Genomic DNA, 22,130 nt, shown 5'->3' with positions numbered 1-22,130 from the left:
GCTCAGGCGCGGCGACGGCTGCGGGCGAGCGCGATGCCACCGAGACCGAGACCCAGTACGCCGGCCACCAGGGCGGTGATCGCGAGAGCTGGGGAGCCGTCGTCGGAGGTGACGGTGGCCGTCGGCTCGGTCTCAGCGGAGCTGACCTTGGCCGCACCCTCGGCGCCGACCGCGGGCAGGACCTGGTACGCCGGAGCCGGGTGCTCCGGCTCCTCAGCGCCCTCAGCGGCGATCTCGACCCACGCCGTCTGACCCTTCTCGCAGGTCTGGACGGTCGGGAAGTAGATCGTCGTACCGGCGACGTCCGGCACCTGGAACGACAGCTCGAAGGCGTCGCGGAAGCCGTCCGGCAGCGGCTTCTTCGCGGTGTAGACGACCTGGTCCACCCGCTCGGTGACCTCTTCGCCGTACGCGTTCGTGACCGGCTTCGGGAGTTTGACGAACTTCTTCTCCACGTTCCAGGACGGGTTGATGGTCGGCGTCACCGCGAGCAACTCCTCGGGGATCTTGATGGCGACCTTGGTGGTGGCCGAGCCGTCACAACCGTGCGGCACGGCGACGGTGCCGACGACGTAGTCGCCGGCGTGGCCCTCGCCGGGCGAGATCGTGACGTGCGCGGACGCCGGGCCGGCGAGCAGCAGGCCGCCGCCGATGACGAGGGCGGACAGGGTGGTTATACGAGCGGACATGCGACGTGCGGACATGGTGGAACGTCTCCTTGAGAGGTGGAACCGGGTTGAGGGCAGGGGTTGCTGCGCCTCGCCGGTTCGGACCGTCAAGGCGTGAGCAGGACCAGCTCCGGTGGTCCGCGTCGAGGGTCGGCTGCGAGCAGGAGGATCCGGGGCGACCGGCTGAGCCGGGGAGTCCGGGCGAAGCAGGCGCGGAGCACCGGCTGGGCACGGTGGACCAGGAGGCGGACCAGCCCGCCCAGGACGTCGAGCGCCCGGTCCTGGCACAGGAGGAGGAGCATCGTGACGACGCCGATCAGCACGTGGTTCCCGATCATGTGCGGATGGTCCGCGGGCATCGAGCCGCCGAGCTGCATCCCCGGCATCGCCATACCGGTGTCGTGCATCGACCCGGCACCGGCCAGGGCGGAGAACGTCTCGTGGATCACGACCTGAAGACCGAGGACGGATGCCGCGATGCCGACGAACCCGACTCGTCGCGTCACCAGCAGAAGAGCTCCGCCGAAGACGACCACCGCCAGCGCTGCGGTCGGCGCCCAACCGGGGAACTGTCCGCCGGCGTGGGAGTGCACGTACGTCGCGAACCCGACCGCCTCGACGGTCACCAGCAGCGACCGTGAAACGGTCGCAACCAGGCGGTTCGCGGGCGGGGTGATCACCTCCAGTCTTCGTCGCCGGGGCGTGTTCCGGATTGAACCAGGACCACGGGGTGGACCTCTGGCGATAATGAATGCCATGGCGGCAGAGCTGGACCGGACCGACGCGGCGATCGTCGAGCTGCTGCGCCAGGATGGGCGGCTGAGCTTCAAGGAGCTCGGGGAGCGGGTCAACCTGAGCGCCAACGCCGCTCGCGACCGGGTGCGGAACCTGCTCTCCCGCGGCGTCATCACCGGCTTCCACGCCCACCTCGACCCCGGCCGGATCGACAAGCGGCTGCACGCGTTCGTCGACGTCCGGCTGCGCTCGCCCGACCACGCGGCCCAGTTCGAGCGACTGGTCCGCGCCCACCCCGGAGTGGTGGAGACGGTGCACCTCACCGGGTCGGCCGACTACTTGCTCCGGGCGGCGTGCGAGGACCCGACCGAGCTCGACGACCTGATCAACGAGATGAAGGAGAGCGGCGGGGTCCGTGACACCCAGACCCGCCTCATCCTCCGCGTCGTCTGATCACCATCGGCCGCGGGACAGCTCGCGCAGCGCCTCGTTCTCCAGCTCCTTGTCGACGATGATCCGTCGCAGCGCGGCGTTCTCGCGCTCCAGGTTCTTGATGCGGGAGACCGCCTCGTCGTCCGCGCTGCCGTAGCGGCGACGCCACGCCCGGTAGGTGGCCGCCGATATCCCCAGCTCGACGGCCACCTGGGCGACGGACAGTCCGTCGCGCTGCAGCCGCTCGCCGTCGCGCAGTGCGGCGGCGATGGCCTCCGTCGTGTGTCTCTCCACCGCTAGCCCGACACCCGGACGGACGCCTTGACGGCGTCCTTGCGGGTCACGTCGTGGGCCGACAGCGCGGTGACGAGCCAGGAGCGCAGCGCCCCAGTACTGGCTGCGCTCCTGACCGTCACCACCAGGCGGATCGTCGTGGTCGCGCCCGGCGCCAGGGTGCTCGTCCGGTACGTGCCGTGGGTGACCGCGGTGGTGATGTCCTTCGAACCCGTCAGCCCTGCGTAGTAGTGCACCGAGAAGCTCGAGGTCCCCCCAGCCGCCTTGAGCTTGAAGCTGTCCGCGGTGGTGCCGTCGTTCTGCACCCGGACCACGAAGGTCGCCTTGGTGCCCCGACGTCGAGATGCCGTTGTCGTCTCGTGGGTCCCGTACGAGCTGTAGACGTTGTTGCCGGCGTAGGTCGCCGCGCCGGCGACCTTGACCTGTCCGTCCGGCCGGTAGGGGTTGATCCGTGCTGCGAGGGCGGCTGCCTTCGTGTTCACCGTGCTCTGCGAGGTGCCCATCACGTAGGCCCGACGGACGAGTCGGGTGCCGCCGGCTGGAACGCTCAGTCCTTCGTTCCGGAAGTTGAAGGTGCGGTAGTCCGCACGGTCGACCGCACTCGGCGCGACGTCGGTCACGAGTGCGCCGAGCGGGTGGTTCACGTCGCCGCCAGCAGCAGTCATCTCGTCACGGACGAAGACAGTTGCCGGGACTCTGCTCGGCCCGTCGAGGACCTCCGCGCCGCTGAAGGTCTGGTAGCTGCTGCTGAGCCACGGCAGCTTGAGTCCCACCGACGTCGGGTTGAACGAACCACTTCCGTAGTCCGCCCCGTCGATGCGCTCAGAGTCGTGGATCGAGAGCGTGTGCGCTTTGTGGTCGGTGCTGCGCCACAGGTCGCTGATGTGTACCTGGAACCCGTCGTCGTCGACGACGATCGTGCGCTCGAGGCGGATCCCGGCGCCGGAGAACTGCGGGCAGCTCGCCGTCGTCGACGGGTAGGGAGCCCCGGCCGGACAGACCACGAACGGGTCGGTCTCGTGGATCGTGAGCACGCCGGTCGTGGCGTTGCGCGTCGAGCTGTACGTCAGAGCCGGAAGGCCAGGCGTGTTCTGAGCGTCGGTGAAGGCGCGCGATGCGGTGTACGGGCCGTAGGCATCGCGCCCGTCGATCCGCAGGAGCGCGCGAGTCCCGGAGAGGTTGTTGCCCAACGAGGAGTTGAGGTCCCACAGGTAGCTGCTCGAGCTGCCGTCCGAGTACTGCAGCCGTGCGGCCTCGAATCCAGCGCTGGCTGCGGACTCGAAGCCGTTCAGCGCGCGCTTGCTCGAGATGTCCACGTAGTAGTCGACGACGATCCCGGTGTTGGGCCCCGAGAGGACCTTCGTGGAGATGTTGTACTCGGTGGTCACCACCGGGCCGGTGAAGGATCCGAGATCGCCGGAGCCCGGGTAGTCGTGCGGAACAGCGCGCAGGACGCAGGTGCCGTACGGCATGTCCGTCGGCATCTGGACCGAGAAGTTCCCGTTGCCGTCGATGGGGACGCTGGACGTTGAGCCGTAGTTCTCCCACTGGCCGCGCGCCTCGTAGCACCGGAGGTCGATGAGATCACCCGCCGTCCCGCCGGTCGTCGTTCCCGTCACGGTGACCGTCGTCGGCGGTGACGCGTCAGTGATCATGTAGTGCGTTCCGCTGGTCGGTGACGTGATGTGCGACGTGGCGATACCGGTGGCGCTGGCCGGAGAGCTCGTGACGACGGCCGACGTGCCGGTAGCGACAAGCAGGACGGTGAAGATCGAAAGGCGACGCAGCATGGTCGGCTCCTCGGGTCGGTTTTCAAGATCGGGCGAGCAGAGACTGCAACGCCCGGACCGAGGGTCGAAAGGGGTGCGCGCCCGATACCGCGTTAACTGCGGCGGGCAGGTGCAACCGTGCCGTTTCCGCAGCGCCGACCGGTGGATCCGCAGTGCGGTTCAGGGGTCAGAAGCCGTCCATGGAGTCGGTCGGGATCAGCCGCGAGTCGCGCAGGGCGCGGGTGCGCAGGGGCGCGATCTCCTGGTAGCCGGGGTCGGTCACCATCTCCAGGAAGGCTGCCCGCGAGGGGTACCGGACCACGGCGACCGCGTCCCACTCGTCCGCGCCGCCGATGAGCAGTCCGTCGACGTTGCCGGCGTACACGATCGAGGCGCCGACGCGCTCCAGGTGGGCGCCCACCGCGACGCCGTACTCCAGGTACAGCTCGCCGTCGTCGACGAACGCGAGCAGGTTCAGCATGTGCACCGGCCCGTCCTTCTCGGCAGCCCGGGCAGCGAACGCGTGGACCTGCTCCTCGGTGGGGTCGATGTGGGTGCTCATGCCTCGGCCTGCTCCTTAATCCTCGTCAGCGTCTCGCGCATCCCGTCCCGCATCGACTCGGTGAACACCTCGACGCCACCCATGAAGCCGTTGGTGAGCTCGAGGGAGAGCTCGGAGATCCCGTCGGGCGCTTCGCGGCGCTGGGTGAGCACCGTGCCGTCGCCGTCCGGCGCGACGCTGAAGGACCAGATCACCCAGTTCTCCTCGACGCGGAAGGCGATCTCCTTCCCCGGCTCGAAGCGGACGACCTCGGCGTGCGTCGTCCACTCGAGCTCGCCGAAGCTGTTGCGGTTCGTGAACTGGGCACCGAGTGCGACCTCGTCGAAGCCGGCCCGTAGTCGGGTGGAGTCGACCTGGGGGCTCCACTCGGGCATCCGGCAGACGTCGCTCACCAGGGACCAGACGTCAGCGGCGGGCGCGTCGATGTGGACGGAGTCTTCGAGGGTCGGGGCGTTCACGTGGCCACCCTAGGGAACGCGAACGGCACCGCACAGGGTGCGATGCCGTTCGATCTCGAATCCGCGGATCCGGTCCGCGGAGGTAGGGGGATTCGAACCCCCGAGGGCTATTAACCCAACCCGCTTTCCAAGCGAGCGCCATAGGCCACTAGGCGATACCTCCGCCGGAGAGGTTACCCGCCCGGATTCGCACCCGTGAAATCGCCCGCCTAGACTCATGCCCAACCCCCCGTGCGGCGGTATCTCACTGAACTCCCCCAGGGCCGGAAGGCAGCAAGGGCAGGTGGGCTCTTCCGGGTGCACGGGGGGCCTCTGCTTCCCACCGAACCGGCGCCGGACGCAGCAGAATGGGCCGGTGAGCTTCGTCGAACTCTCGGTGATCTGCCTGGTCGCGCTCCTCGGCCCGTTGCTCGCGCTCCCGCGCGGCTGGCACCTGCCGGTCGTCCTCGGCGAGCTGCTCGCCGGCATCGCCCTCGGACGCACCGGGACCGGCTACTTCGACCCGAGTGATCCGACCTTCTCGTTCCTCGCCGATGCCGGCTTCGCGCTGGTGATGTTCGTAGCCGGCTCCCACGTGCCGGTCCGCAACCCGGCTCTGCGTCCTGCCCTGCGCAGCGGGGCGCTGCGTGCGGTCACGGTCGGCATCGTCGCCACCGGCCTCGGCTACCTGCTGGCCCAGGCCTTCGACGTCCACCACGCACCCCTGTACGCCGTCCTGATGGCCTCGAGCTCGGCGGCGCTGATCCTGCCGATCGTGGACTCGCTCGGTCTCGGCGGTGAGCAGGTCCTCGGGCTGCTGCCGCAGATCGCGATCGCCGACGCGGCCTGCATCGTCGCGCTGCCGCTCGTGATCGACCCGCACCACGCCGGTCGCGCAGCACTCGGGGCGGTCGCCGTGCTGGCCGCCTCGGCGGTCGTGTTCGTCGTTCTCCGCCACCTCGAGCGCAGCGGCATCCGCGGCAGGGTGCACGACGTCTCCGAGGACCGCAGCTTCGCCGTTGAGCTCCGCGTGCAGCTGACCGTCCTGTTCCTGCTCGCCGGGCTGGCGGTGCGGATGCACGTCTCGATCATGCTGGCCGGCTTCGCCTTCGGGCTCCTGGTCGCGGCGATCGGTGAGCCGAGGCGCCTGGCCAAGCAGCTGTTCGCCGTGACCGAGGGCTTCCTCGGCCCGGTCTTCTTCGTCTGGCTGGGGGCGACCCTGCAGCTGCGTGACCTGGGCTCGCACCCGCGGCTGATCCTGCTCGGCGTCTGCCTCGGCCTGGGTGCGACCGTCGCCCACCTCGTGGTCCGTGCCTCCGGGCAGCCGGTGCCGCTCGGGATGCTCGCGGCCGCCCAGCTCGGCGTGCCGGTGGCCGCGGCGACGGTCGGGGAGCAGCTCGGCGTCCTGGTTCCCGGCGAGGCCTCGGCGCTGATGCTCGGCGCCCTGGTCAGCATCGCGATCGCGGTCCTCGGCGGCAGCCTGGCAGCCCGGCGCGGGATGGTCGGTACGACGACGATGGATCCGGCCGGTGGCTGATCCGCACGAGCTGACGCACGCGTTCGAGGACTGGCTCGCTGCCCGGATCCCGCTCGAGCGCGCCGAGCTGCGCCGCAAGCACGAGGAGATGCGCGCCCACGAGTACCGGTTCCTGCGCGGCGGCTACCACCTCTGGCTGGCCCGCTTCGGCGAGGAGCTCCCCGAGCTCCTGACCGGTACGCCGGTGCCGGTGGTCGGCGACCTGCACGTCGAGAACTTCGGCACCTGGCGCGACCGCGACCAGGTCCGGCGCTGGGGTGTGAACGACTTCGACGAGCTGAGTCGCGGACCGGTCGCCCTCGACCTGGTGCGGCTGGCGACCTCCGCCGTCCTGGCCCCGCACCTCGCCCTGGACGAGAACGAGGTCTGCGCCGAGCTGCTCGCCGCGTGGTCCGCTGCCGAACCGCGCGCCTGCATCGACCTCGCCGAGGAGGGTGCCGGCCACCTGCGGGCGCTCGTCCCCGAGTTCGCCGACGCCGCTCGCTTCTACGCCGACCTGGCCGCCGGTCCGCCGGAGCAGCTCCCCGACGCGGTGCGCGCCGCGGCGGCCGAGGTCGCCGAGCGGGGGTGGGCGCCGACCTGGCACCAGCACACCGCGGGCACCGGATCGCTCGGGCACCGCCGCGTCGTCGGCGTCGGCCCGGCGGCCGACGGCACTCCGCACGCGCGGGAGGCCAAGCAGCTCGGGCCCGGTACGGCGCCCTGGGCCGCCGAGACCTGGTCGGACCTGACCTGGCCCGAGTCCGACCCAGGGCTGTACGACGAGGTGCGTGACGCGATCCGCGGGCCGGCCGCTGCCGCGCGGGTGCTGGACTGGCACGTCCGCGACCTCGCCCCCGACGTCGTCCGGATCGAGGTCACCGGGCTCGGGCGCCACGACTCGGCCCGGCTGCTGCGGGCGATGGCCCGCGCCACCGCCGACGTGCACGGTTCCGGCGGAGTGTTCGCGTCCTGCCTGCGCGACGTGGCACGCCTGGGCGAGCGCCGGTTCCAGGACGCGGTCAGCGCGATGGTGGCCCGCACCAAGGCCGACTTCACGGCGTACCGGAAGAAGAACTGAACAGGTACCGGGGCAGCCCTGGCTTTGTCGGCGTCAGCACATAGGGTCTCCCTGTGGAGCACAACCTCGCCCTGTACCGCCGCTACCGGCCGGAGTCGTTCGCGGAGGTCATCGGGCAGGACCACGTCACCGAGCCGTTGCGCGCGGCGCTCGCCGGCAACCGGGTCAACCACGCCTACCTGTTCTCCGGGCCGCGCGGGTGCGGCAAGACCACCAGCGCCCGGATCCTCGCCCGCACGCTCAACTGCGAGAAGGCGCCGGTCGCCGACCCGTGCGGCGAGTGCCAGTCCTGCCGCGACCTGGCGCGTGGCGGCCCGGGTTCGCTCGACGTCATCGAGATCGACGCGGCGAGCCACGGCGGCGTGGACGACGCCCGCGACCTGCGCGAGCGCGCGTTCTTCGCCCCGGTCTCGAGCCGCTACAAGGTCTACATCATCGACGAGGCGCACATGGTCAGCTCGCAGGGCTTCAACGCCCTGCTGAAACTGGTCGAGGAGCCGCCCGAGCACCTCAAGTTCATCTTCGCCACCACCGAGCCGGAGAAGGTCATCCCGACCATCCGCTCGCGCACCCACCACTACCCGTTCCGGTTGATCCCGCCGCGCGTGCTCTCGGACTACCTCGGCGAGATCTGCCAGCGCGAAGGCGTTCCGATCGAGCCGGCCGCGCTGCCGCTGGTCGTGCGCGCCGGCGCTGGCTCGGCCCGCGACTCGCTCTCGGTCCTCGACCAGCTGCTCGGGGGTGCCGGCGCTGCCGGTCTGACCTACGACCTGGCCGCGGGACTCCTCGGCTACACGCCGGACACCCTGCTGGACGAGGTGGTCGACGCGTTCGCCGCGGGCGACGGCTCGACGGTGTTCTCGGTCGTCGACAAGGTGATCGAGACGGGGCAGGACCCCCGCCGGTTCACCGAGGACCTGCTGCGGCGGCTGCGCGACCTGGTCATCGTCGCCGCCGTCCCGGACGCTCCCGCGACCGGGCTCATCGACGTTCCGCAGGACCAGGCCGAGCGGCTGGTCGCCCAGGCCGCACGCTTCGGCAAGGCCGACCTGGTGCGCTCCGCCGACTGCGTCGCCGCCGGCCTGACCGAGATGCGGGGAGCGACGACGCCGCGGCTGCTGCTGGAGCTGATCTGTGCGCGGGTGCTGCTGCCGGGGGCGGATGACAGCTTGGACGGCCTGGGTGCCCGCTTGGATCGTCTTGAGCGGAGGGTTGGTGTCGAGGGCGTGCTCAGCGGCGCGCCTGCGCCGGCGGCACCGCCGCCTGCCCCGGTGGTCGAGGTGCGAGCGCCAGCGAGCCTCGAAACCCCGGAAGACGCTGCGCCGACCGCGACCGGTTTCGAGGCGCCCGCCAGCGCGGCCGCACCTCAACCGACGCAGGAGGCGCCGACCGAACCTTCGGTGGTTGAGCCTGTCGAAACCCCCGCCGCCGAAGCGCCCAGCCCGCCGGTGTCCTCCTCGGGTGGGCTCGGGCTCGTGGATGCTCGGCGGGTGTGGCCCGACGTGCTCGAGAAGGTCAAGGAGATGCGCCGCTTCACCTGGATCCTGCTCAGCCAGAACGCCCAGGTGATCGGGCTCGACGGTGGCGTGCTGACGGTCGGGTTCAAGAACGCCGGGGCCAAGGACTCGTTCATCGGCGGCGGCAGCGAGGAGATCCTGCGCCAGGCGGCCATCGACGTGATCGGGGTCGACTGGAAGGTCGAGGCCATCGTGGACCCGTCCGCGGACCCGGGTGCCGGGACGGCCCCGGTGGTGACGAAGGCGGCGACCACCCCGGTCGAACCCGCTCCGGTCGAGCCGGCTCCGGTCACCGAAGCGCCAGCCGCCGAAGCGCCGGCCGTGGTGTCCTCGCCCCCTGCGTGGGTCGACACCGAGGAGACCGAGGACGCGGCTGATGCCGTCGCCGAGCCACCTGCTCCCGAGCCGGTGCCGGTCCAGCGCGCCGCCCCCGAGACGATCGCCTCGGCCCGGAGCAACATCGCCCCGACCCGGTCGGGCGAGGCGCCGACCAAGGTCGCGGACACCCGCGACGATGACGTCCACCCCGACGACCCCGACGTCGACGACAGCGGCGTCGACGGGGCTGAGCTGCTCGCCCGTGAGCTCGGCGCCACCGTGGTCGAAGAGATCCCCCACGACTGAGGAGCAGACATGACCAACCCCTTCGGTGAGGGCGGCTTCGACCTCGGAGCCATGCTCGAGCAGGCGCAGCAGATGCAGAACCAGCTGCTCCAGGCCCAGGACGAGCTCGCCGCGCAGACCGTCAGCGGAACCGCGGGCGGCGTGAGCGTGACCCTGTCCGGCGTCGGCGAGGTGACCGGCGTCGCCGTGGTCCCGGGGACCTTCGACGGCTCGGACCCGGACTCGCTGGCCGACCTTGGCGACCTCGTCGTGGCGGCGTACCGGGACGCGAAGGCCAAGGTGGACGCGCTCGCGGCCGCCACGCTCGGCCCGCTGAGCAACCTCGGCGGCAATCTCGGTGGCGGCGGCCTGCCCGGTCTGGGCGGCTGACTTGTACGAAGGCGTCGTCCAGGACCTGATCGACGAGCTCGGGCGACTGCCCGGGGTCGGTCCGAAGGGTGCCCAGCGGATCGCCTTCCACCTGCTGGCCGCGGACCCGGCCGACGTCCGGCGCCTGGCCGACGTCCTGGTCGAGGTGAAGGCCAAGGCGCGGTTCTGCTCGGTGTGCGGCAACGTCGCCGAGGAGGAGCAGTGCCGGATCTGCCGTGACCCCCGTCGCGACCCGGCCCTGATCTGCGTGGTCGAGGAGTCCAAGGACGTGGTCGCGATCGAGCGCACCCGCGAGTTCCGGGGGCGCTACCACGTGCTCGGCGGGGCGATCTCGCCGCTGGAGGGCATCGGCCCGGAGCAGCTGCGGATCCGCGAGCTGATCGCCCGGCTCGAGGACGGCGTCGTCACCGAGATCATCCTGGCGACCGACCCGAACATCGAGGGTGACGCGACCGCGGCATATCTCACCCGCATGTTGCGCCCGATGGGCTTGCAGGTGACGCGTTTGGCGAGTGGACTACCGGTGGGTGGTGATCTCGAGTACGCGGACGAGGTCACCTTGGGAAGGGCGTTCGCCGGGAGGCGCAGTGCTGGTGAGTGAAACAGTGCCGGTGAGTGAGGGGTGGAGCGATGAGTGACCACGAGTTCGACGACTTCGCGCAGCAGATCGCCGATGCGGCCGAGGCCTTCCTTCGCGGGCTGGAGGCGGTCTCCAAGGAGGAGGACGCCGGCACCGCCGTCCCGCTGATGCTCCTCGAGGTGAGCCAGCTGCTGCTCGCGGGAGCCCGTCTGGGCGCCCAGCAGGACTTCCAGCCCGAGGGCGAGTACCAGCCCGACGTCGGTCCCGACCCGGACCTGGACGCGATGCGGCTGCGCCTGGCGGCCAAGCTCGGGCCGGTGGACACCTACAGCCACAACTTCGAGCCGTACGACCCGGAGACGTTCACCTCGAGCCTCTCGGATGACCTGACCAGCATCGCCACCGACATCGCGAACGGGTTGCGGCACTTCCGCGCCGGCAACGTCGAGGAGGCGCTGTGGTGGTGGCAGTACTCCTACCTCGCCTCGTGGGGCGGGCAGGCGGTCGGCGTGCTGGGCGCGCTGCACTCGGTCGTCGCGCACAGCCGCCTCGACCTCGACGTGGACGAGTCCGACCAGATCGAGGCCGCGGACGAGCTCCTCGGTCAGCCGTAGGAGCAGATGTAGTCGAAGCGCTCGTCGACCTCGATGTCGAACGACGAGTTCGCAGGGACGTCGAACGAGGAGCCCTCGGCGTACTCGGTCCAGTCCTCGCTGCCGGCGAGACGCACCCGGCAGCTGCCGCCGACGACCTCCATGGTCTCCGGGGCCTCGGTGCCGAAGGTCAGCGCGGCGGCGAGCACGACGCCCACCGTCTTGCGGGTCCCGTCCGCGAGCAGGACGGTGTGGCTGACGCACTTCCCGTCGAAGTAGACGTTGGCCTGCGCCTGGACCGTGACGTTCTCCAGCTGGGTCATGGGCCGCAGCCTAGGCAAACCCGGGCGTCCGACCCGCGGCGGACCACAGTTCGGCGCTCGTTCGGCCGCGGAGCGGGCGCTCGGTAGAATCTCCTTGGCCTTGTGGCCCTTCCGCGCGGGACAATCGTGCGAGGAGAACCGATCCGAGGAGACCAGTCGTGGGCATTGTCGTGCAGAAGTACGGCGGGTCCTCGGTTGCCGACGCCGAGTCGATCAAGCGCGTGGCGCGCCGGATCGTGGAGACCAAGAAGGCCGGCAACCAGGTCGTCGTGGTCGTCTCCGCGATGGGCGACACCACCGACGAGCTGATCGACCTCGCCAACGAGGTCTCCCCGCTGCCTGCCGCCCGCGAGCTCGACATGCTGCTGACCGCCGGCGAGCGCATCTCGATGGCCGTGCTCGCGATGGCCATCAACGACCTCGGCCACGAGGCCCGCTCCTTCACCGGCTCCCAGGCCGGCGTGATCACCGACGCCGAGCACGGCCGCGCCAAGATCATCGACGTCACACCGGGCCGGATCGAGGCCGCGCTGGCCGACGGCGCGATCGCGATCGTCGCCGGGTTCCAGGGCGTCTCCCAGACCACCAAGGACATCACCACGCTGGGTCGTGGCGGCTCGGACACCACCGCCGTCGCCCTGGCGGTGGCGCTGAGGGCCGACGTCTGCGAGATCTACTCCGACGTCGACGGCATCTTCAGCGCCGACCCCCGGATCGAGCCGCGGGCCCGCAAGGTCGACCGGATCTCCTACGAGGAGACCCTGGAGATGGCCGCGCAGGGCGCGAAGATCCTGCACCTGCGCTGCGTCGAGTACGCGCGCCGCTACGACATGCCCATCCACGTCCGCTCCTCCTTCTCGGAGAAGGAGGGCACGTGGGTGGTGAAGGCCGAAGACGTCACGAAGGACGGAACCATGGAAGCAGCCATCATCACCGGCGTCGCGCACGACCGCAGCCAGGCGAAGATCACCGTCGTCGGCGTTCCGGACAAGCCGGGCGAGGCGGCTGCGATCTTCCGTGCCGTCGCCGACGCCGCGATCAACATCGACATGATCGTGCAGAACGTCTCGGCCGCCGCGACCAGCCTGACCGACGTCTCCTTCACGCTGCCGCGCGGTGAGGGCCAGACCGCGATGAGCGCGCTGGACAAGCTCAAGGCCACCGTCGGCTACGAGAGCCTCCAGTACGACGACAGCGTCGGCAAGGTCTCCATCGTCGGCGCCGGCATGAGCTCCTCGCCGGGCATCTCGGCCCGCTTCTTCGAGGCGCTCTCGGACGCCGGGGTGAACATCGAGATGATCTCCACCTCGGAGATCCGGGTCTCGGTCGTCGTCGCCGAGAGCCAGGTCGAGGACGCCGTCCGCGCCGCGCACGCCGCGTTCGACCTGGGGTCCGACGAGGTCGAGGCCGTGGTCTACGGAGGTACCGGGCGCTAGTCCGGAAAGGAAAGAACATGGGCGTGAACATCGGAATCGTCGGCGCGACCGGTCAGGTCGGCGTCGCCATGCGGCAGATCCTCCTCGAGCGGAACTTCCCGGCGGACAACGTGCGGTTCTTCGCCTCGGCTCGCTCGGCCGGCACCGTGCTGCCGTTCGGCGACCGGGAGATCACCGTCGAGGACGCGATGACCGCGGACCCGAGCGGGCTGGACATCGCCCTGTTCTCCGCCGGCGCCACCACCTCTCGTGCGATCGCCGAGCAGTGGGCCGACGCGGGTGTGATCGTGGTCGACAACTCCTCGGCGTTCCGCAAGGACCCGGCCATCCCGCTGGTCGTCTCCGAGGTGAACCCGCAGGACGCCGAGGGCGTCATCGCGGCCCGGAAGGGCATCATCGCGAACCCGAACTGCACCACGATGGCCGCGATGCCGGTGCTCAAGCCGCTGCACGACGAGGCCGGCCTGGTCCGGTTGATCGCCTCGACCTACCAGGCCGTCTCCGGCTCCGGCGTCGCCGGAGTCGAGGAGCTGGCCAGCCAGGTCGAGTCCGCGGGCGACAAGGCCCGTGAGCTCGCGTACGACGGCGCCGCGATCGACTTCCCGGCACCGAACAAGTACGAGCGGACCATCGCCTACAACGTGGTGCCGCTGGCCGGCTCGATCGTGGACGACGGCCTGAACGAGACCGACGAGGAGCAGAAGCTCCGCAACGAGTCCCGCAAGATCCTGGGCATCCCGGACCTGCTGGTCTCCGGCATCTGCGTGCGGGTGCCGGTCTTCACCGGGCACTCGCTGGCGATCAACGTCGAGTTCGCCCGGCCGATGACGCCGGAGCGTGCCCGCGAGCTGCTCGCCGACGCCCCGGGCGTCGAGCTCAGCGACATCCCGAACCCGCTGCAGGCCGCCGGCCAGGACCCGTCCTACGTCGGTCGTCTGCGGACCGACCCGGGTGTCCCGGACGACCGCGGGCTCGCGCTGTTCATCAGCAACGACAACCTGCGCAAGGGTGCCGCGCTGAACACCGTGCAGATCGCGGAGCTGATCGCCGCCCGCCTCGCTGGTTGAGGTGCAGGCGCGCTAGCGCCTGCCTCGAAACCTCAGGACCGGTCCGCCGACTCCTCGACGGACTCGTCAGCGTCTTCGTCCTCTTCGTCGTCGTAGTCCTCGGACTCCTCCACGAACCTGACGGTCACCCACCAGGACAGCAGGAACGAGACGGCCGTGATCGCCGGGATCACCGCGACCATCGACGCCTTGTCGATGACGTCGAGGAAGAACAGCATCGCGACCATGGCCACCAGGCCGACGCCGAGGAAGCTGGTGCTGAACGGGTCGGAGACCTTCCAGGCCTTGAGCAGGTTCGCGCCGATGAGCACCTCGATCGCGAGGATCGCGACGAGGGCGAGCAGGCCGAGCCCGCCGCCGCAGCTGCTGTTGTCCCGGATCGCCTCGCACCCGGCGCTGGCGCCCTTGGCGAGCAGCACGCAGATCAGACCCGCGATGGCGCCGGTGATGATGGCGGCCCAGGCCGGGTGGATCCCCGGGAAGCGCGCGACCAGCTTGTCGGCCGGGGCCTGCTTCTCCTTGCCGGAGCGCGAAGCGGCCCGGTTCGCGGCCTTCTCGGCCTTGGACTGCTGCGCTGCCTCACGACGCGCGAGCGCCTGGGCCCGACGGGACGGCGGGACCGTCGCGATGTCGCCGAGGTCGATCTCTCCCGACGGTTCGTCGTCGGTGGTCGTCTCGATGAAGGTGGTCGACTCCGTCGGCGCCTCGTCGACCGCTCCGGCGGCCTCGGCCGCGATCGTGATCGGGTCCTTGGGCGCCTCGACCTCGGGCTCCTCGACGACCGGCTCGGGGGCCGGCGGCGGGGGCGGCGGAGGCGGCGCCGCCGCCTCGACCTCCGCGGGTGCCTCGACGACCGGGGCGGGCTCAGCGGCCGCGGGCGCCGGGGCGGCCGGCGCGGGAGCTGGGGGCGGCGGGGGCGGCGAACCGGCCGGACGCGCTGCGGGACGTGCGGCCGGGCGGGCCGCAGGCCGTGCCGGGGCAGCAGCGCCCGGGACGCGGGCCGGAGCAGCGGGAGCGGCCGGTCGCGCTGCGGGACGTGCCGGCGCCGCCGACGGAGCAGGAGCCTCGGAGGCCGGCTCGGCAGCCGGTTCCGGGGCAGGTTCGGCAGCGGGCTCCTCGACGGGAGCCTCCGCGGCCGGAGTCTCGTCGGACGCCTTGGCGTCCTTGCGACGCTTGCGCCCGAAACCGAGGCTCAGGTTCGGCAGCTCGAGGTTCGGTTCGTTGCCGCTGTTGTCCTGCTCAGTGGGCATGCCCGGATTCTGCCACTAGACCACCTGTTCACGAGCGAGGTTCGCCCCGGTTCGTGCGGGGAATGACGAACGGCCCGGATCCGTGCGGATCCGAGCCGTTCCGATGTCTGCTGACATCCACTGTCGGGCTGACAGGATTTGAACCTGCGGCCTCTTCGTCCCGAACGAAGCGCGCTACCAAACTGCGCCACAGCCCGCTGCAGCCTGGGCGAGTCTAGCCAAAGGGTCCGGGCCGGACGAAATCGGGCCACCCTTCGGATCAGCGGCCGGTTCAGCGGCTGCTGGGCACCAGCGTGAGCAGGCTCGCCTCCGGGCGGCAGAAGAACCGGAACTGGGCGTAGGGCGAGGTCCCGGCGCCGGCCGAGACGTGCAGCCAGGACGACCCCGGGTCGCCCGGACGGGAGTCCGCCGGGTGCCGGTGCAGGCCCTTCGCGCGCGCCGGTTCGAGGTCGCAGTTGGTCACGATCGCGCCCTTGAACGGCAGGCAGACCTGGCCTCCGTGGGTGTGTCCGGCCAAGGTCAGGTCGTAGCCGTCGGCAGCGAACTGGTCGAGGACGCGCAGGTACGGCGCGTGCGCGACGCCCATCCGCAGGTCGGCCCAGGCCGGCGCCGGCCCGGCGACCTCGGCCAGGTCGTCGTACTCCAGGTGCGGGTCGTCGACCCCGGCGAAGGCGATCGTGCTCCCGTTCACCTCGACGCTCCCGGTGGTGTTCGTCAGGTCCAGCCAGCCCTGGGAGAGCTCGAGCTTGAGCTCCTTCCAGCGCAGCTGCGGGGTGGAGGTGTTGCGCTTCCCGTCGTCCGGCATCAGGTACCAGAGCGGGTTGCGCGCCTTCGGCGCGAAGTAGTCGTTCGAGCCCAGCACGAACACGCCCGGTACGTCGAGCAGCGGGCCGAAGGCGTCCAGCAGCGGCCCGACGGAGTCGAGGTGCGCGAGGTTGTCGCCGGTGTTCACGACCAGGTCGGGCTCGAGCGCGGCCAGCGACGCGATCCAGCGCAGCTTGCTCTGCTGGTTCGGGGTGACGTGCAGGTCGCTGACGTGCAGCACCCGGATCGGATCGGCACCGGGCTGGAGGCACGGGACCTCGAGGTGGCGGACGGTGAAGTTGCGGACCTCGATGCCCGCGGCGTACCCCAGGCAGGCAGCACCGGCGAGCGCGCCGAGGCCGAGGACCTTGGCGGGCGTCGATCGGAAAACCGAGGAGGGGGCCACCTCGCAAGGCTGCCACAATGGCGTTCATGAGCGCATTGAAGGACCGACTCCGGGCAGACCTCACCACCGCGATGAAGGCGCGTGACGAGGTGACCTCCTCGACGCTGCGGATGGTGCTGACGGCGGTGACCAACGCGGAGGTTGCCGGCAAGGAGGCGCGCGAGCTCTCGGACGAGGACGTCTTGGGGGTGCTCACCAGCGAGGGCAAGAAGCGCCGCGAGGCCGCGGAGGCCTTCGACGACGCCGGGCGGACCGAGCAGGCCGACAAGGAGCGTGCCGAGGCCGCGGTGATCGCCGCGTACCTCCCCGAGCAGCTGTCCGCCGACGAGATCCGGGCCCTGGTCGCGGACGCGATCGCGGAGACGGGTGCTGCCGAGCAGGGCATGCGTGCGATGGGTCAGGTGATGGGCGTGCTCACGCCGAAGATCAAGGGTCGTGCCGACGGCGGCGTGGTCGCCGCCGAGGTGCGCAGCCAGCTCGGGTAGCGCGCGCTCCGGTCAGCCGTGCCCGTGGCCGTGGCGTCGCGTCGGGGTCGCCGTCGGTTGCCCCGGCCCGGGCGGAGTCGTGCCGCCTCCAGGTCCGCCGCCTCCGCCGGTTCCGCCACCCCCGCCGGTGCCTTCGCCCCCTCCCTTCGCGGGTCCGGCTGAGATGTACAGGGTGACCAGGCTGCCGTCGGGGACGTCCGAACCGGCGGCCGGGCTGGAGAGCGCGACCAGGCCCTTGGCGACGTCGTTGGAGTAGACGGCCCCGGCCACGGTCACCTTGAAGCCGGCGGCCTTCAGCGTCGCGGTGGCGGCCTGCACGGTCATGCCGATGACGCTCGGCAGGTTGCCCTGGGTCGTGACGGTGTAGGTCTTCTCCGGCTTGGTGAAGTCCTCGTCCGGCAGGTCGTCCTGGATCGCGCGCATCGCCTCGGCCCACATCGGGCCTGCGGTCGTCGAGCCGTGGGCGGAGGCGACGAAGCGGCCCCCGATGACCTGGCCGTTCAGGGAGATCGGCTGACCCTGCTGGTTGGCGCCCGCGACCATCGACGCGGTGGCCAGGGCCGGGGTGTAGCCGTCGAACCAGACCGCCTTGTTGAAGGACGTCGTACCGGTCTTGCCGGCCGAGGGCTTGTCCAGCGCCAGGCCGGCACCGAAGCCGCCGCGCTGCATCACGCCGCGCAGGATGTCGTTCACGGTGTCCGCCGTTGCCTGCTTCATGACCTGCTTGCACTTCGGCGGGTAGGCCTTGAAGGTCTTGCCGGCGGCGTTCAGGATCTTCGTCACCGGGCGGGCGTCGCAGTGCTTGCCGCGAGCGGCGACGGTCGCGTAGGCGCCGGCCATCTCCAGCGGGCTGACGTCGGCGACCCCGAGCGTGAACGAGGGCACCCGCTCGTGGGCCGGGTCGGTCAGGCTGACGCCCATGGCCCGCGCCAGCGCGTACGGCTTGCACAGGCCGGTCTTCTTCTCGAGCTGGGCGAAGTAGGTGTTCACCGAGTTCTGCATGCCGCGGTACATGTTGAAGTAACCGGAGCCCGTGGAGTTGTGGACGTTCCAGGCCTGGAAGCTCGGATAGGGCCCGTCGCAGTCCTCGAACTCGTTGCTCGGGATGCTCAGCGAGTTGGGCGAGTTGAAGCTGGTCGTCGTGGGCAGGCCCTGCTCCAGCGCGCTGGAGAGCACGAACAGCTTGAAGGTCGATCCGGCCTGGAAGCCGTTGGAGTCGCCGTACTTGCTGTCCACGATGTAGTTGAGGAAGGTCTGACCCTTCTTGCTGTTGCGGCCCATCGGACGCGACTGGCTGATCGCGCGCACGTTGCCGGTGCCGGGTTCGACCATGGCCAGCGCGCCGATCGCCTTGTCGGTCGCCTTCACCGCGTGCCGGGTCGCCTTGTCGGCGGCCTTCTGGAACCGCATGTCCAAGCTGGTCTTGATGGTCAGACCGCCGGAGTTCAGCAGCGTCTGCCGTTCGGCGACCGTCTGGCCCAGGCTCGGGTCCTGGAGCAGGTAGCGGCGCACGTAGTCGCAGAAGAACGGCGCGTCCGAACCGAGGCAGCCGTTGCGGGTCGGGGTGACGTGCAGGGCCAGCTTGCTCGCGGTCCACTGGTCCGCGGTCTTTTGGGCGATGATCTTCAGCTGCGCCATCCGGTTCAGCACGGTGTTGCGGCGCTCGCGGGCGATGTCGGGGTAGTTGGTCGGGTCGTAGCCGACCGGGTTCTTCACCAGACCGGCCAGGGTCGCGGCCTGCCGCAGCGTCAGGTCCTTGGCGTCGACACCGAAGTAGTGCCGGGCCGCCGACTGCACGCCGTACGCGCCGTCACCGAAGTAGGCGATGTTGAGGTACCGCTCGAGGATCCAGTCCTTGGAGTACTTCCGCTCGACACCGATCGCATAGCGCAGCTCCTTGATCTTGCGCTGGTAGGTGTCGTCGGTCGCGGCCTTGCGCTCCTCGTTGGTGGTGGCCTGGTTGAGCAGCGTCATCTTGACCATCTGCTGGGTGATCGAGGAACCACCCTGGGTGACGCTGCCGTTCGCCTGGTTGGTCAGCAGCGCGCGCAGGGTGCCCTTGAGGTCGATGGCGCCGTGCTTGTAGAAGCGGTAGTCCTCGATCGCGACGATCGCCTTCTGCATGATCGGCGCGACCTCGTTGAGCGGGACGTTGACCCGGTTCTGGTCGTAGAAGGTGGCGATGGTGTTGCCGTGGACGTCGAGCACCCGGGTCCGCTGGGCCAGCGGTGCGGCCTTCAGCTCCTCGGGCAGGTTCTTCACCGTCCCGGACAACGACTTCGCGCCGAGCCCGAGCGCGCCGGCGAACGGGATCGCCAGCCCGGCCACCAGCAGACCCATCAGCGCGGACAGCGCGACGATCACACCGAGGTGCGAGGTCACGTCGCGGAACGTCAGCTGGGAGGGGTGGCGGGCGGGCATGCCGGCCAGTCTAGATCGTCGGTGGAAGCGGCCCTGACCAGCGACGATCGCCTGTCGGACGGTCCCGAGGGGTCCCGGGGGGACTAGTACCGGTAGTCCATTTGGGCCAGGCCGATTCGGCACATTTGGGCCTGTTCCAAAACGGACCGAGAACCTTAAGTTTCGATATGTGGGGGGACTGGTCTAGAAGACCAGAGACCACGCTTCTCAATGGGGGTTTCAATGTCTTGGAACGAAGAGTGGGCTGCGGCCGCGACGTGTCAGAAGTCCCGGCCGGATGAGTTGTTCGTGCGTGGGGCCGAACAGCACAAGGCCAAGGTCGTCTGCGCGGCGTGCCCGGTACGGGCCGAGTGCCTCGCCGAGGCGCTCGACAATCGCATCGAGTGGGGCGTCTGGGGTGGCATGACGGAGCGCGAGCGCCGTGCCGTGCTGCGCAAGCGTCCCAACGTCACCTCGTGGCGTGCGCTCCTGGCTGCTGCCAAGGAAGCACACCTCGAGGCCGTCGAGACCGCGTCAGCCTGACGCGGTAGCGAGCAGGTCCCCGATCCGACGGAGCCCGTCGAGGTCGTGGACGTCGCTCGGTAGTGCGGGCAGCACCGCTGTCCGCACTCCGGGGTGCGCCGTCGCGAACCGGCTGCGCAGCCGGGACTCGCGCTCGACGATGAGCTTGCGGTCGGCGTGCAGCCTCAGCAGGCCGGCAGCCATCCGGGTGACCGGGTCGGTCTCGTCGCGCAGGTTCTCGTAGCCGGACAGCGCGGCCGCCGCCGTCAGTGTTCCCCCGGGGTCGCTGCTCGCCCGGTTCACCACGAGGCCGGCCAGTGGCATCTTCTCGGCGCTGAGCCGCTCGACGAAGTACGCCGCCTCGCGCAGCGCGTCCGGCTCCGGTGCCGCCACCACCAGGAACGACGTGCCCGGTGCCTGGAGCAGCTCGAAGGTGCGCTGCGCGCGCTGCCGGAAACCGCCGAACAAGGTGTCGAAGGCGGACACGAACGCCTGCATGTCGTTGAGGACCTGGCCGCCGATGATCGTCGTCACGGCCTTGGTGACCAGGCCGAACCCGGCGGTCATCAGCTTGGCCGGACCGCGCGCCGGTGCCAGCAGCAGCTTCATGAAGCGCCCGTCGAGGAAGCTCGAGAGCCGCTCCGGTGCGTCCAGGAAGTCGAGCGCGCTGCGCGAGGGCGGGGTGTCGACCACGATCAGGTCCCAGCGACCTGAGGCGCGGGCGTCCTTGTCGAGCTGGCCGAGCTTCTCCATCGCCATGTACTCCTGGGTGCCCGCGAACGAGCTGGAGACCGCGATGTAGAAGGGGTTGTTGAGGATCTGCTGCGCCTTCTCCGGGCTGGCCTGACTCTCCACCACCTCGTCGAAGGTGCGCTTCATGTCGAGCATCATCGCGTCCAGCGAGCCCGTGCTGGTCGAGCCCGTGCTGGTTGAGCCTGTCGAAACCACCCCCGGGACCGGCCGCGGGGTGTTGTCCAGGGCCTCGATGCCCATCGACTGGGCGAGCCGTCGGGCCGGGTCGATGGTGAGCACCACGACCTTGCGGCCGCGCTCGGCGGCACGTAGCGCGATCGCCGCGGACGTGGTGGTCTTGCCGACACCACCCGAGCCGCAGCAGACGATGATCCGCTGCTTCGGGTCGTCGATCAGGGCGTCGATGTCCAGCGACGGGACCGGGCCGGGGGTCGAGGTCATCGGCGAGAACCGTGCCGTCGGGTTGCGGGCGCTCATGCCAGACCCTGCTCGCACAGCGCGGACGCGAGCTCGGAGAGGCCGGGCAGGTCCGCGCCTCCGGCCAGCTGCGGCAGCTCGTACGTCGGCACCCCGATGCTCTCCACGATGGTCCGCTGGCTGTCCTCGAGCCGGCGCCGCTCGGCGTGGTCGCGCCCTTCGGCGACCAGCTGCTTGACCAGCGTGGCCGGTGCCTTCAGGCCGACCGCACCGACCGCCTTGGCCAGTCCCTTCTCGTCGACGGATCCGTCGAGCAGCTGCGCCCGCGCGTCCGCGTCCAGGTCCTGCGGTCGGACCAGGTTCACGATCACACCGCCGACCGGGAGGTTCGCCGCTTTCAGCTCCGCGACGCCGTCGGCGGTCTCCTGCACCGGCATCTCCTCGAGCACGGTGACCAGGTGGACGGCCGTCCGCTTCGAGCGCAGCAGCGTCGTGACGGTGTCGGCCTGGCCCTTGATCGGACCGACCTTGGCGAGTCCGGCGAGCTCGGAGTTCACGTTGAGGAACTGGGTGATCCGGCCGGTGGGGGGCGCGTCCAGCACGATCGCGTCGTAGGTACGGGCACCCTTGTTGCGCGAGTTGCGCTGGGCGGCCTCGTAGACCTTGCCGGTGAGCAGCACGTCGCGGACTCCGGGCGCGATCGTGGTCGCGAAGTCGATGACGCCGAACCGGTCGAGCGCCTTGCCGGCGCGCCCGAGCCGGTAGTACATCGCCAGGTACTCCAGCAGCGCGGACTCGGCGTCGATCGCCAGGGCGTAGACGTCCCCGTGGCCGGCCTCGCTCGCCTTCGCGAGCAGCCGCTCCTCGTAGGGCAGCGGCGGGACGTCGAACATCTGCGCGATGCCCTGGCGCCCCTCGACCTCGCACAGCAGCACCGTCTTGCCGCGGGAGGCCAGCGCCAGCGCGAGCGACGCGGCCACCGTGGACTTCCCGGTCCCGCCCTTGCCCGTGACGATGTGCAGCTGCACGGACGGGAAGTCCGACGTCGCCTCTGCCATGGAGGGCAGCCTAGGGCACTTGCGATCTGCCG

23 protein-coding genes, 2 tRNA genes and 1 other RNA gene are annotated in these 22,130 nt (G+C 70.5%); 12 read left to right on the top strand and 14 right to left on the bottom strand.

Annotated elements, in window-relative coordinates; all coding sequences use genetic code 11:
* Positions 1 to 2: 2 nt before the first annotated feature.
* Together EFL95_RS02975 and EFL95_RS02970 are read right to left on the bottom strand one after the other, a co-directional pair.
* Entirely contained in the window at positions 3 to 704 is a 702-nt protein-coding gene (locus EFL95_RS02975; RefSeq protein WP_221176293.1) for a YcnI family copper-binding membrane protein, read from the bottom strand.
* A 71-nt stretch (positions 705 to 775) separates the two neighbouring features.
* Positions 776 to 1,348 (bottom strand): hypothetical protein, encoded by a 573-nt coding sequence (locus tag EFL95_RS02970; protein WP_183406993.1) that lies wholly within the window; start codon positions 1,346 to 1,348, stop codon positions 776 to 778.
* 76 nt (positions 1,349 to 1,424) lie between these two features.
* On the opposite strand from EFL95_RS02970, the gene EFL95_RS19340 reads away from it, so the two are divergent.
* A complete protein-coding gene (locus EFL95_RS19340; protein ID WP_183406992.1) occupies positions 1,425 to 1,856 on the top strand; it encodes an Lrp/AsnC family transcriptional regulator in 432 nt (143 codons plus the stop codon).
* Here EFL95_RS19340 and EFL95_RS19335 read toward each other — a convergent pair whose 3' ends face one another.
* The 5 genes from EFL95_RS19335 to EFL95_RS02945 all read right to left on the bottom strand — a co-directional run bounded on the left by EFL95_RS19335 (position 1,857) and on the right by EFL95_RS02945 (position 5,081).
* Complete coding sequence (locus tag EFL95_RS19335) at positions 1,857 to 2,129, bottom strand: transposase (protein WP_183406991.1); 273 nt, start codon at positions 2,127 to 2,129, stop codon at positions 1,857 to 1,859.
* 2 nt (positions 2,130 to 2,131) lie between these two features.
* Positions 2,132 to 3,919, bottom strand: coding sequence for a hypothetical protein (locus EFL95_RS19330; RefSeq protein ID WP_183406990.1), 1,788 nt, complete (start codon positions 3,917 to 3,919; stop codon positions 2,132 to 2,134).
* Between the two features lie 166 nt (positions 3,920 to 4,085).
* The gene (locus EFL95_RS02955; protein WP_123232529.1) at positions 4,086 to 4,460 is read right to left on the bottom strand and encodes a DUF1330 domain-containing protein; all 375 of its coding nucleotides are present in this window, start codon (positions 4,458 to 4,460) and stop codon (positions 4,086 to 4,088) included.
* On the bottom strand, positions 4,457 to 4,918 hold the full coding sequence (locus tag EFL95_RS02950; protein ID WP_123232528.1) for an SRPBCC family protein: 462 nt from the start codon (positions 4,916 to 4,918) through the stop codon (positions 4,457 to 4,459). The genes EFL95_RS02955 and EFL95_RS02950 overlap by 4 nt, the downstream gene beginning before the upstream one ends.
* Before the next feature lie 77 nt (positions 4,919 to 4,995).
* Positions 4,996 to 5,081, bottom strand: a tRNA-Ser gene (locus EFL95_RS02945).
* Positions 5,082 to 5,141: 60 nt separating this feature from the next.
* Here EFL95_RS02945 and ffs point away from each other — a divergent pair.
* From ffs to EFL95_RS02910, 7 genes are all read left to right on the top strand, one after another.
* Positions 5,142 to 5,232: signal recognition particle sRNA small type (ffs, locus tag EFL95_RS02940), an RNA gene on the top strand.
* 41 nt (positions 5,233 to 5,273) lie between these two features.
* Positions 5,274 to 6,434 (top strand): cation:proton antiporter, encoded by a 1,161-nt coding sequence (locus EFL95_RS02935; protein ID WP_123232527.1) that lies wholly within the window; start codon positions 5,274 to 5,276, stop codon positions 6,432 to 6,434.
* Positions 6,427 to 7,494 carry a DUF2252 family protein gene (locus EFL95_RS02930; protein ID WP_123232526.1) on the top strand — a complete coding sequence of 356 codons (1,068 nt, stop codon included), beginning with the start codon at positions 6,427 to 6,429 and terminating at the stop codon, positions 7,492 to 7,494. Before EFL95_RS02935 ends, EFL95_RS02930 begins: the two co-directional genes overlap by 8 nt.
* 53 nt (positions 7,495 to 7,547) lie before the next feature.
* Entirely contained in the window at positions 7,548 to 9,635 is a 2,088-nt protein-coding gene (locus EFL95_RS02925; protein ID WP_123232525.1) for a DNA polymerase III subunit gamma and tau, read from the top strand.
* 9 nt (positions 9,636 to 9,644) lie between these two features.
* Complete coding sequence (locus tag EFL95_RS02920; protein WP_123232524.1) at positions 9,645 to 10,004, top strand: YbaB/EbfC family nucleoid-associated protein; 360 nt, start codon at positions 9,645 to 9,647, stop codon at positions 10,002 to 10,004.
* A gap of 1 nt (position 10,005) precedes the next feature.
* Positions 10,006 to 10,605: a recombination mediator RecR gene (recR, locus tag EFL95_RS02915; protein ID WP_123232708.1), complete on the top strand. Its 600-nt coding sequence runs from the start codon at positions 10,006 to 10,008 to the stop codon at positions 10,603 to 10,605.
* Positions 10,606 to 10,634: 29 nt separating this feature from the next.
* Positions 10,635 to 11,198 (top strand): DUF5063 domain-containing protein, encoded by a 564-nt coding sequence (locus EFL95_RS02910; RefSeq protein ID WP_123232523.1) that lies wholly within the window; start codon positions 10,635 to 10,637, stop codon positions 11,196 to 11,198.
* Here the strand turns inward: EFL95_RS02910 and ppnP are convergent.
* The gene (gene ppnP, locus EFL95_RS02905; protein ID WP_123232522.1) at positions 11,189 to 11,500 is read right to left on the bottom strand and encodes a pyrimidine/purine nucleoside phosphorylase; all 312 of its coding nucleotides are present in this window, start codon (positions 11,498 to 11,500) and stop codon (positions 11,189 to 11,191) included. The genes EFL95_RS02910 and ppnP overlap by 10 nt on opposite strands.
* A 158-nt stretch (positions 11,501 to 11,658) precedes the next feature.
* Here ppnP and EFL95_RS02900 point away from each other — a divergent pair, with 158 nt between their 5' ends.
* Both EFL95_RS02900 and EFL95_RS02895 read left to right on the top strand, forming a co-directional pair.
* On the top strand, positions 11,659 to 12,936 hold the full coding sequence (locus EFL95_RS02900) for an aspartate kinase (RefSeq protein WP_123232521.1): 1,278 nt from the start codon (positions 11,659 to 11,661) through the stop codon (positions 12,934 to 12,936).
* A gap of 17 nt (positions 12,937 to 12,953) precedes the next feature.
* Positions 12,954 to 14,003 carry an aspartate-semialdehyde dehydrogenase gene (locus EFL95_RS02895; protein ID WP_123232520.1) on the top strand — a complete coding sequence of 350 codons (1,050 nt, stop codon included), beginning with the start codon at positions 12,954 to 12,956 and terminating at the stop codon, positions 14,001 to 14,003.
* 32 nt (positions 14,004 to 14,035) lie between these two features.
* Here EFL95_RS02895 and EFL95_RS02890 read toward each other — a convergent pair whose 3' ends face one another.
* The 3 genes from EFL95_RS02890 to EFL95_RS02880 form a co-directional block, all read right to left on the bottom strand.
* Entirely contained in the window at positions 14,036 to 15,253 is a 1,218-nt protein-coding gene (locus EFL95_RS02890; protein ID WP_123232519.1) for a hypothetical protein, read from the bottom strand.
* A 123-nt stretch (positions 15,254 to 15,376) separates the two neighbouring features.
* Positions 15,377 to 15,450: transfer RNA gene (locus EFL95_RS02885), tRNA-Pro, on the bottom strand.
* Positions 15,451 to 15,524: 74 nt separating this feature from the next.
* On the bottom strand, positions 15,525 to 16,463 hold the full coding sequence (locus tag EFL95_RS02880; protein WP_123232518.1) for a metallophosphoesterase: 939 nt from the start codon (positions 16,461 to 16,463) through the stop codon (positions 15,525 to 15,527).
* 26 nt (positions 16,464 to 16,489) lie between these two features.
* On the opposite strand from EFL95_RS02880, the gene EFL95_RS02875 reads away from it, so the two are divergent.
* On the top strand, positions 16,490 to 16,948 hold the full coding sequence (locus EFL95_RS02875) for a GatB/YqeY domain-containing protein (protein WP_123232707.1): 459 nt from the start codon (positions 16,490 to 16,492) through the stop codon (positions 16,946 to 16,948).
* Between the two features lie 12 nt (positions 16,949 to 16,960).
* Here the strand turns inward: EFL95_RS02875 and EFL95_RS02870 are convergent, their stop codons facing one another.
* Positions 16,961 to 19,369 (bottom strand): penicillin-binding protein, encoded by a 2,409-nt coding sequence (locus EFL95_RS02870; RefSeq protein WP_123232517.1) that lies wholly within the window; start codon positions 19,367 to 19,369, stop codon positions 16,961 to 16,963.
* A gap of 222 nt (positions 19,370 to 19,591) precedes the next feature.
* On the opposite strand from EFL95_RS02870, the gene EFL95_RS02865 reads away from it, so the two are divergent.
* Entirely contained in the window at positions 19,592 to 19,891 is a 300-nt protein-coding gene (locus EFL95_RS02865; RefSeq protein WP_123232516.1) for a WhiB family transcriptional regulator, read from the top strand.
* On the opposite strand, the gene bagB is transcribed toward EFL95_RS02865, so the two are convergent.
* Together bagB and bagA are read right to left on the bottom strand one after the other, a co-directional pair.
* Positions 19,883 to 21,100 (bottom strand): ArsA family ATPase, encoded by a 1,218-nt coding sequence (gene bagB, locus EFL95_RS02860; RefSeq protein ID WP_123232515.1) that lies wholly within the window; start codon positions 21,098 to 21,100, stop codon positions 19,883 to 19,885. The genes EFL95_RS02865 and bagB overlap by 9 nt on opposite strands.
* Positions 21,097 to 22,098 (bottom strand): ATPase BagA, encoded by a 1,002-nt coding sequence (bagA, locus tag EFL95_RS02855; RefSeq protein ID WP_123232514.1) that lies wholly within the window; start codon positions 22,096 to 22,098, stop codon positions 21,097 to 21,099. The genes bagB and bagA overlap by 4 nt, the downstream gene beginning before the upstream one ends.
* Positions 22,099 to 22,130: the final 32 nt, after the last annotated feature.

Origin of the sequence: Nocardioides marmorisolisilvae (assembly GCF_003725775.1) — a bacterium.
In the GTDB taxonomy this organism is placed as follows: domain Bacteria; phylum Actinomycetota; class Actinomycetes; order Propionibacteriales; family Nocardioidaceae; genus Marmoricola; species Marmoricola marmorisolisilvae.
Note: the sequence above shows the minus strand (reverse complement) of the source record. Positions and strands in the feature narration are given on the sequence as shown.

What these genes read in the sequence shown, in the direction of transcription:
- EFL95_RS02890 (WP_123232519.1), bottom strand. Translation starts at nt 15,253, where the DNA reads ATGCCCACTGAGCAGGACAACAGCGGCAACGAACCGAACCTCGAGCTG.
- EFL95_RS02920 (WP_123232524.1), top strand. Translation starts at nt 9,645, where the DNA reads ATGACCAACCCCTTCGGTGAGGGCGGCTTCGACCTCGGAGCCATGCTC.
- EFL95_RS02910 (WP_123232523.1), top strand. Translation starts at nt 10,635, where the DNA reads ATGAGTGACCACGAGTTCGACGACTTCGCGCAGCAGATCGCCGATGCG.
- EFL95_RS02875 (WP_123232707.1), top strand. Translation starts at nt 16,490, where the DNA reads ATGAGCGCATTGAAGGACCGACTCCGGGCAGACCTCACCACCGCGATG.
- EFL95_RS02895 (WP_123232520.1), top strand. Translation starts at nt 12,954, where the DNA reads ATGGGCGTGAACATCGGAATCGTCGGCGCGACCGGTCAGGTCGGCGTC.
- ppnP (WP_123232522.1), bottom strand. Translation starts at nt 11,500, where the DNA reads ATGACCCAGCTGGAGAACGTCACGGTCCAGGCGCAGGCCAACGTCTAC.
- EFL95_RS02975 (WP_221176293.1), bottom strand. Translation starts at nt 704, where the DNA reads ATGTCCGCACGTCGCATGTCCGCTCGTATAACCACCCTGTCCGCCCTC.
- EFL95_RS02870 (WP_123232517.1), bottom strand. Translation starts at nt 19,369, where the DNA reads ATGCCCGCCCGCCACCCCTCCCAGCTGACGTTCCGCGACGTGACCTCG.
- bagA (WP_123232514.1), bottom strand. Translation starts at nt 22,098, where the DNA reads ATGGCAGAGGCGACGTCGGACTTCCCGTCCGTGCAGCTGCACATCGTC.
- EFL95_RS02865 (WP_123232516.1), top strand. Translation starts at nt 19,592, where the DNA reads ATGTCTTGGAACGAAGAGTGGGCTGCGGCCGCGACGTGTCAGAAGTCC.
- EFL95_RS19340 (WP_183406992.1), top strand. Translation starts at nt 1,425, where the DNA reads ATGGCGGCAGAGCTGGACCGGACCGACGCGGCGATCGTCGAGCTGCTG.
- bagB (WP_123232515.1), bottom strand. Translation starts at nt 21,100, where the DNA reads ATGAGCGCCCGCAACCCGACGGCACGGTTCTCGCCGATGACCTCGACC.
- EFL95_RS19330 (WP_183406990.1), bottom strand. Translation starts at nt 3,919, where the DNA reads ATGCTGCGTCGCCTTTCGATCTTCACCGTCCTGCTTGTCGCTACCGGC.
- EFL95_RS02955 (WP_123232529.1), bottom strand. Translation starts at nt 4,460, where the DNA reads ATGAGCACCCACATCGACCCCACCGAGGAGCAGGTCCACGCGTTCGCT.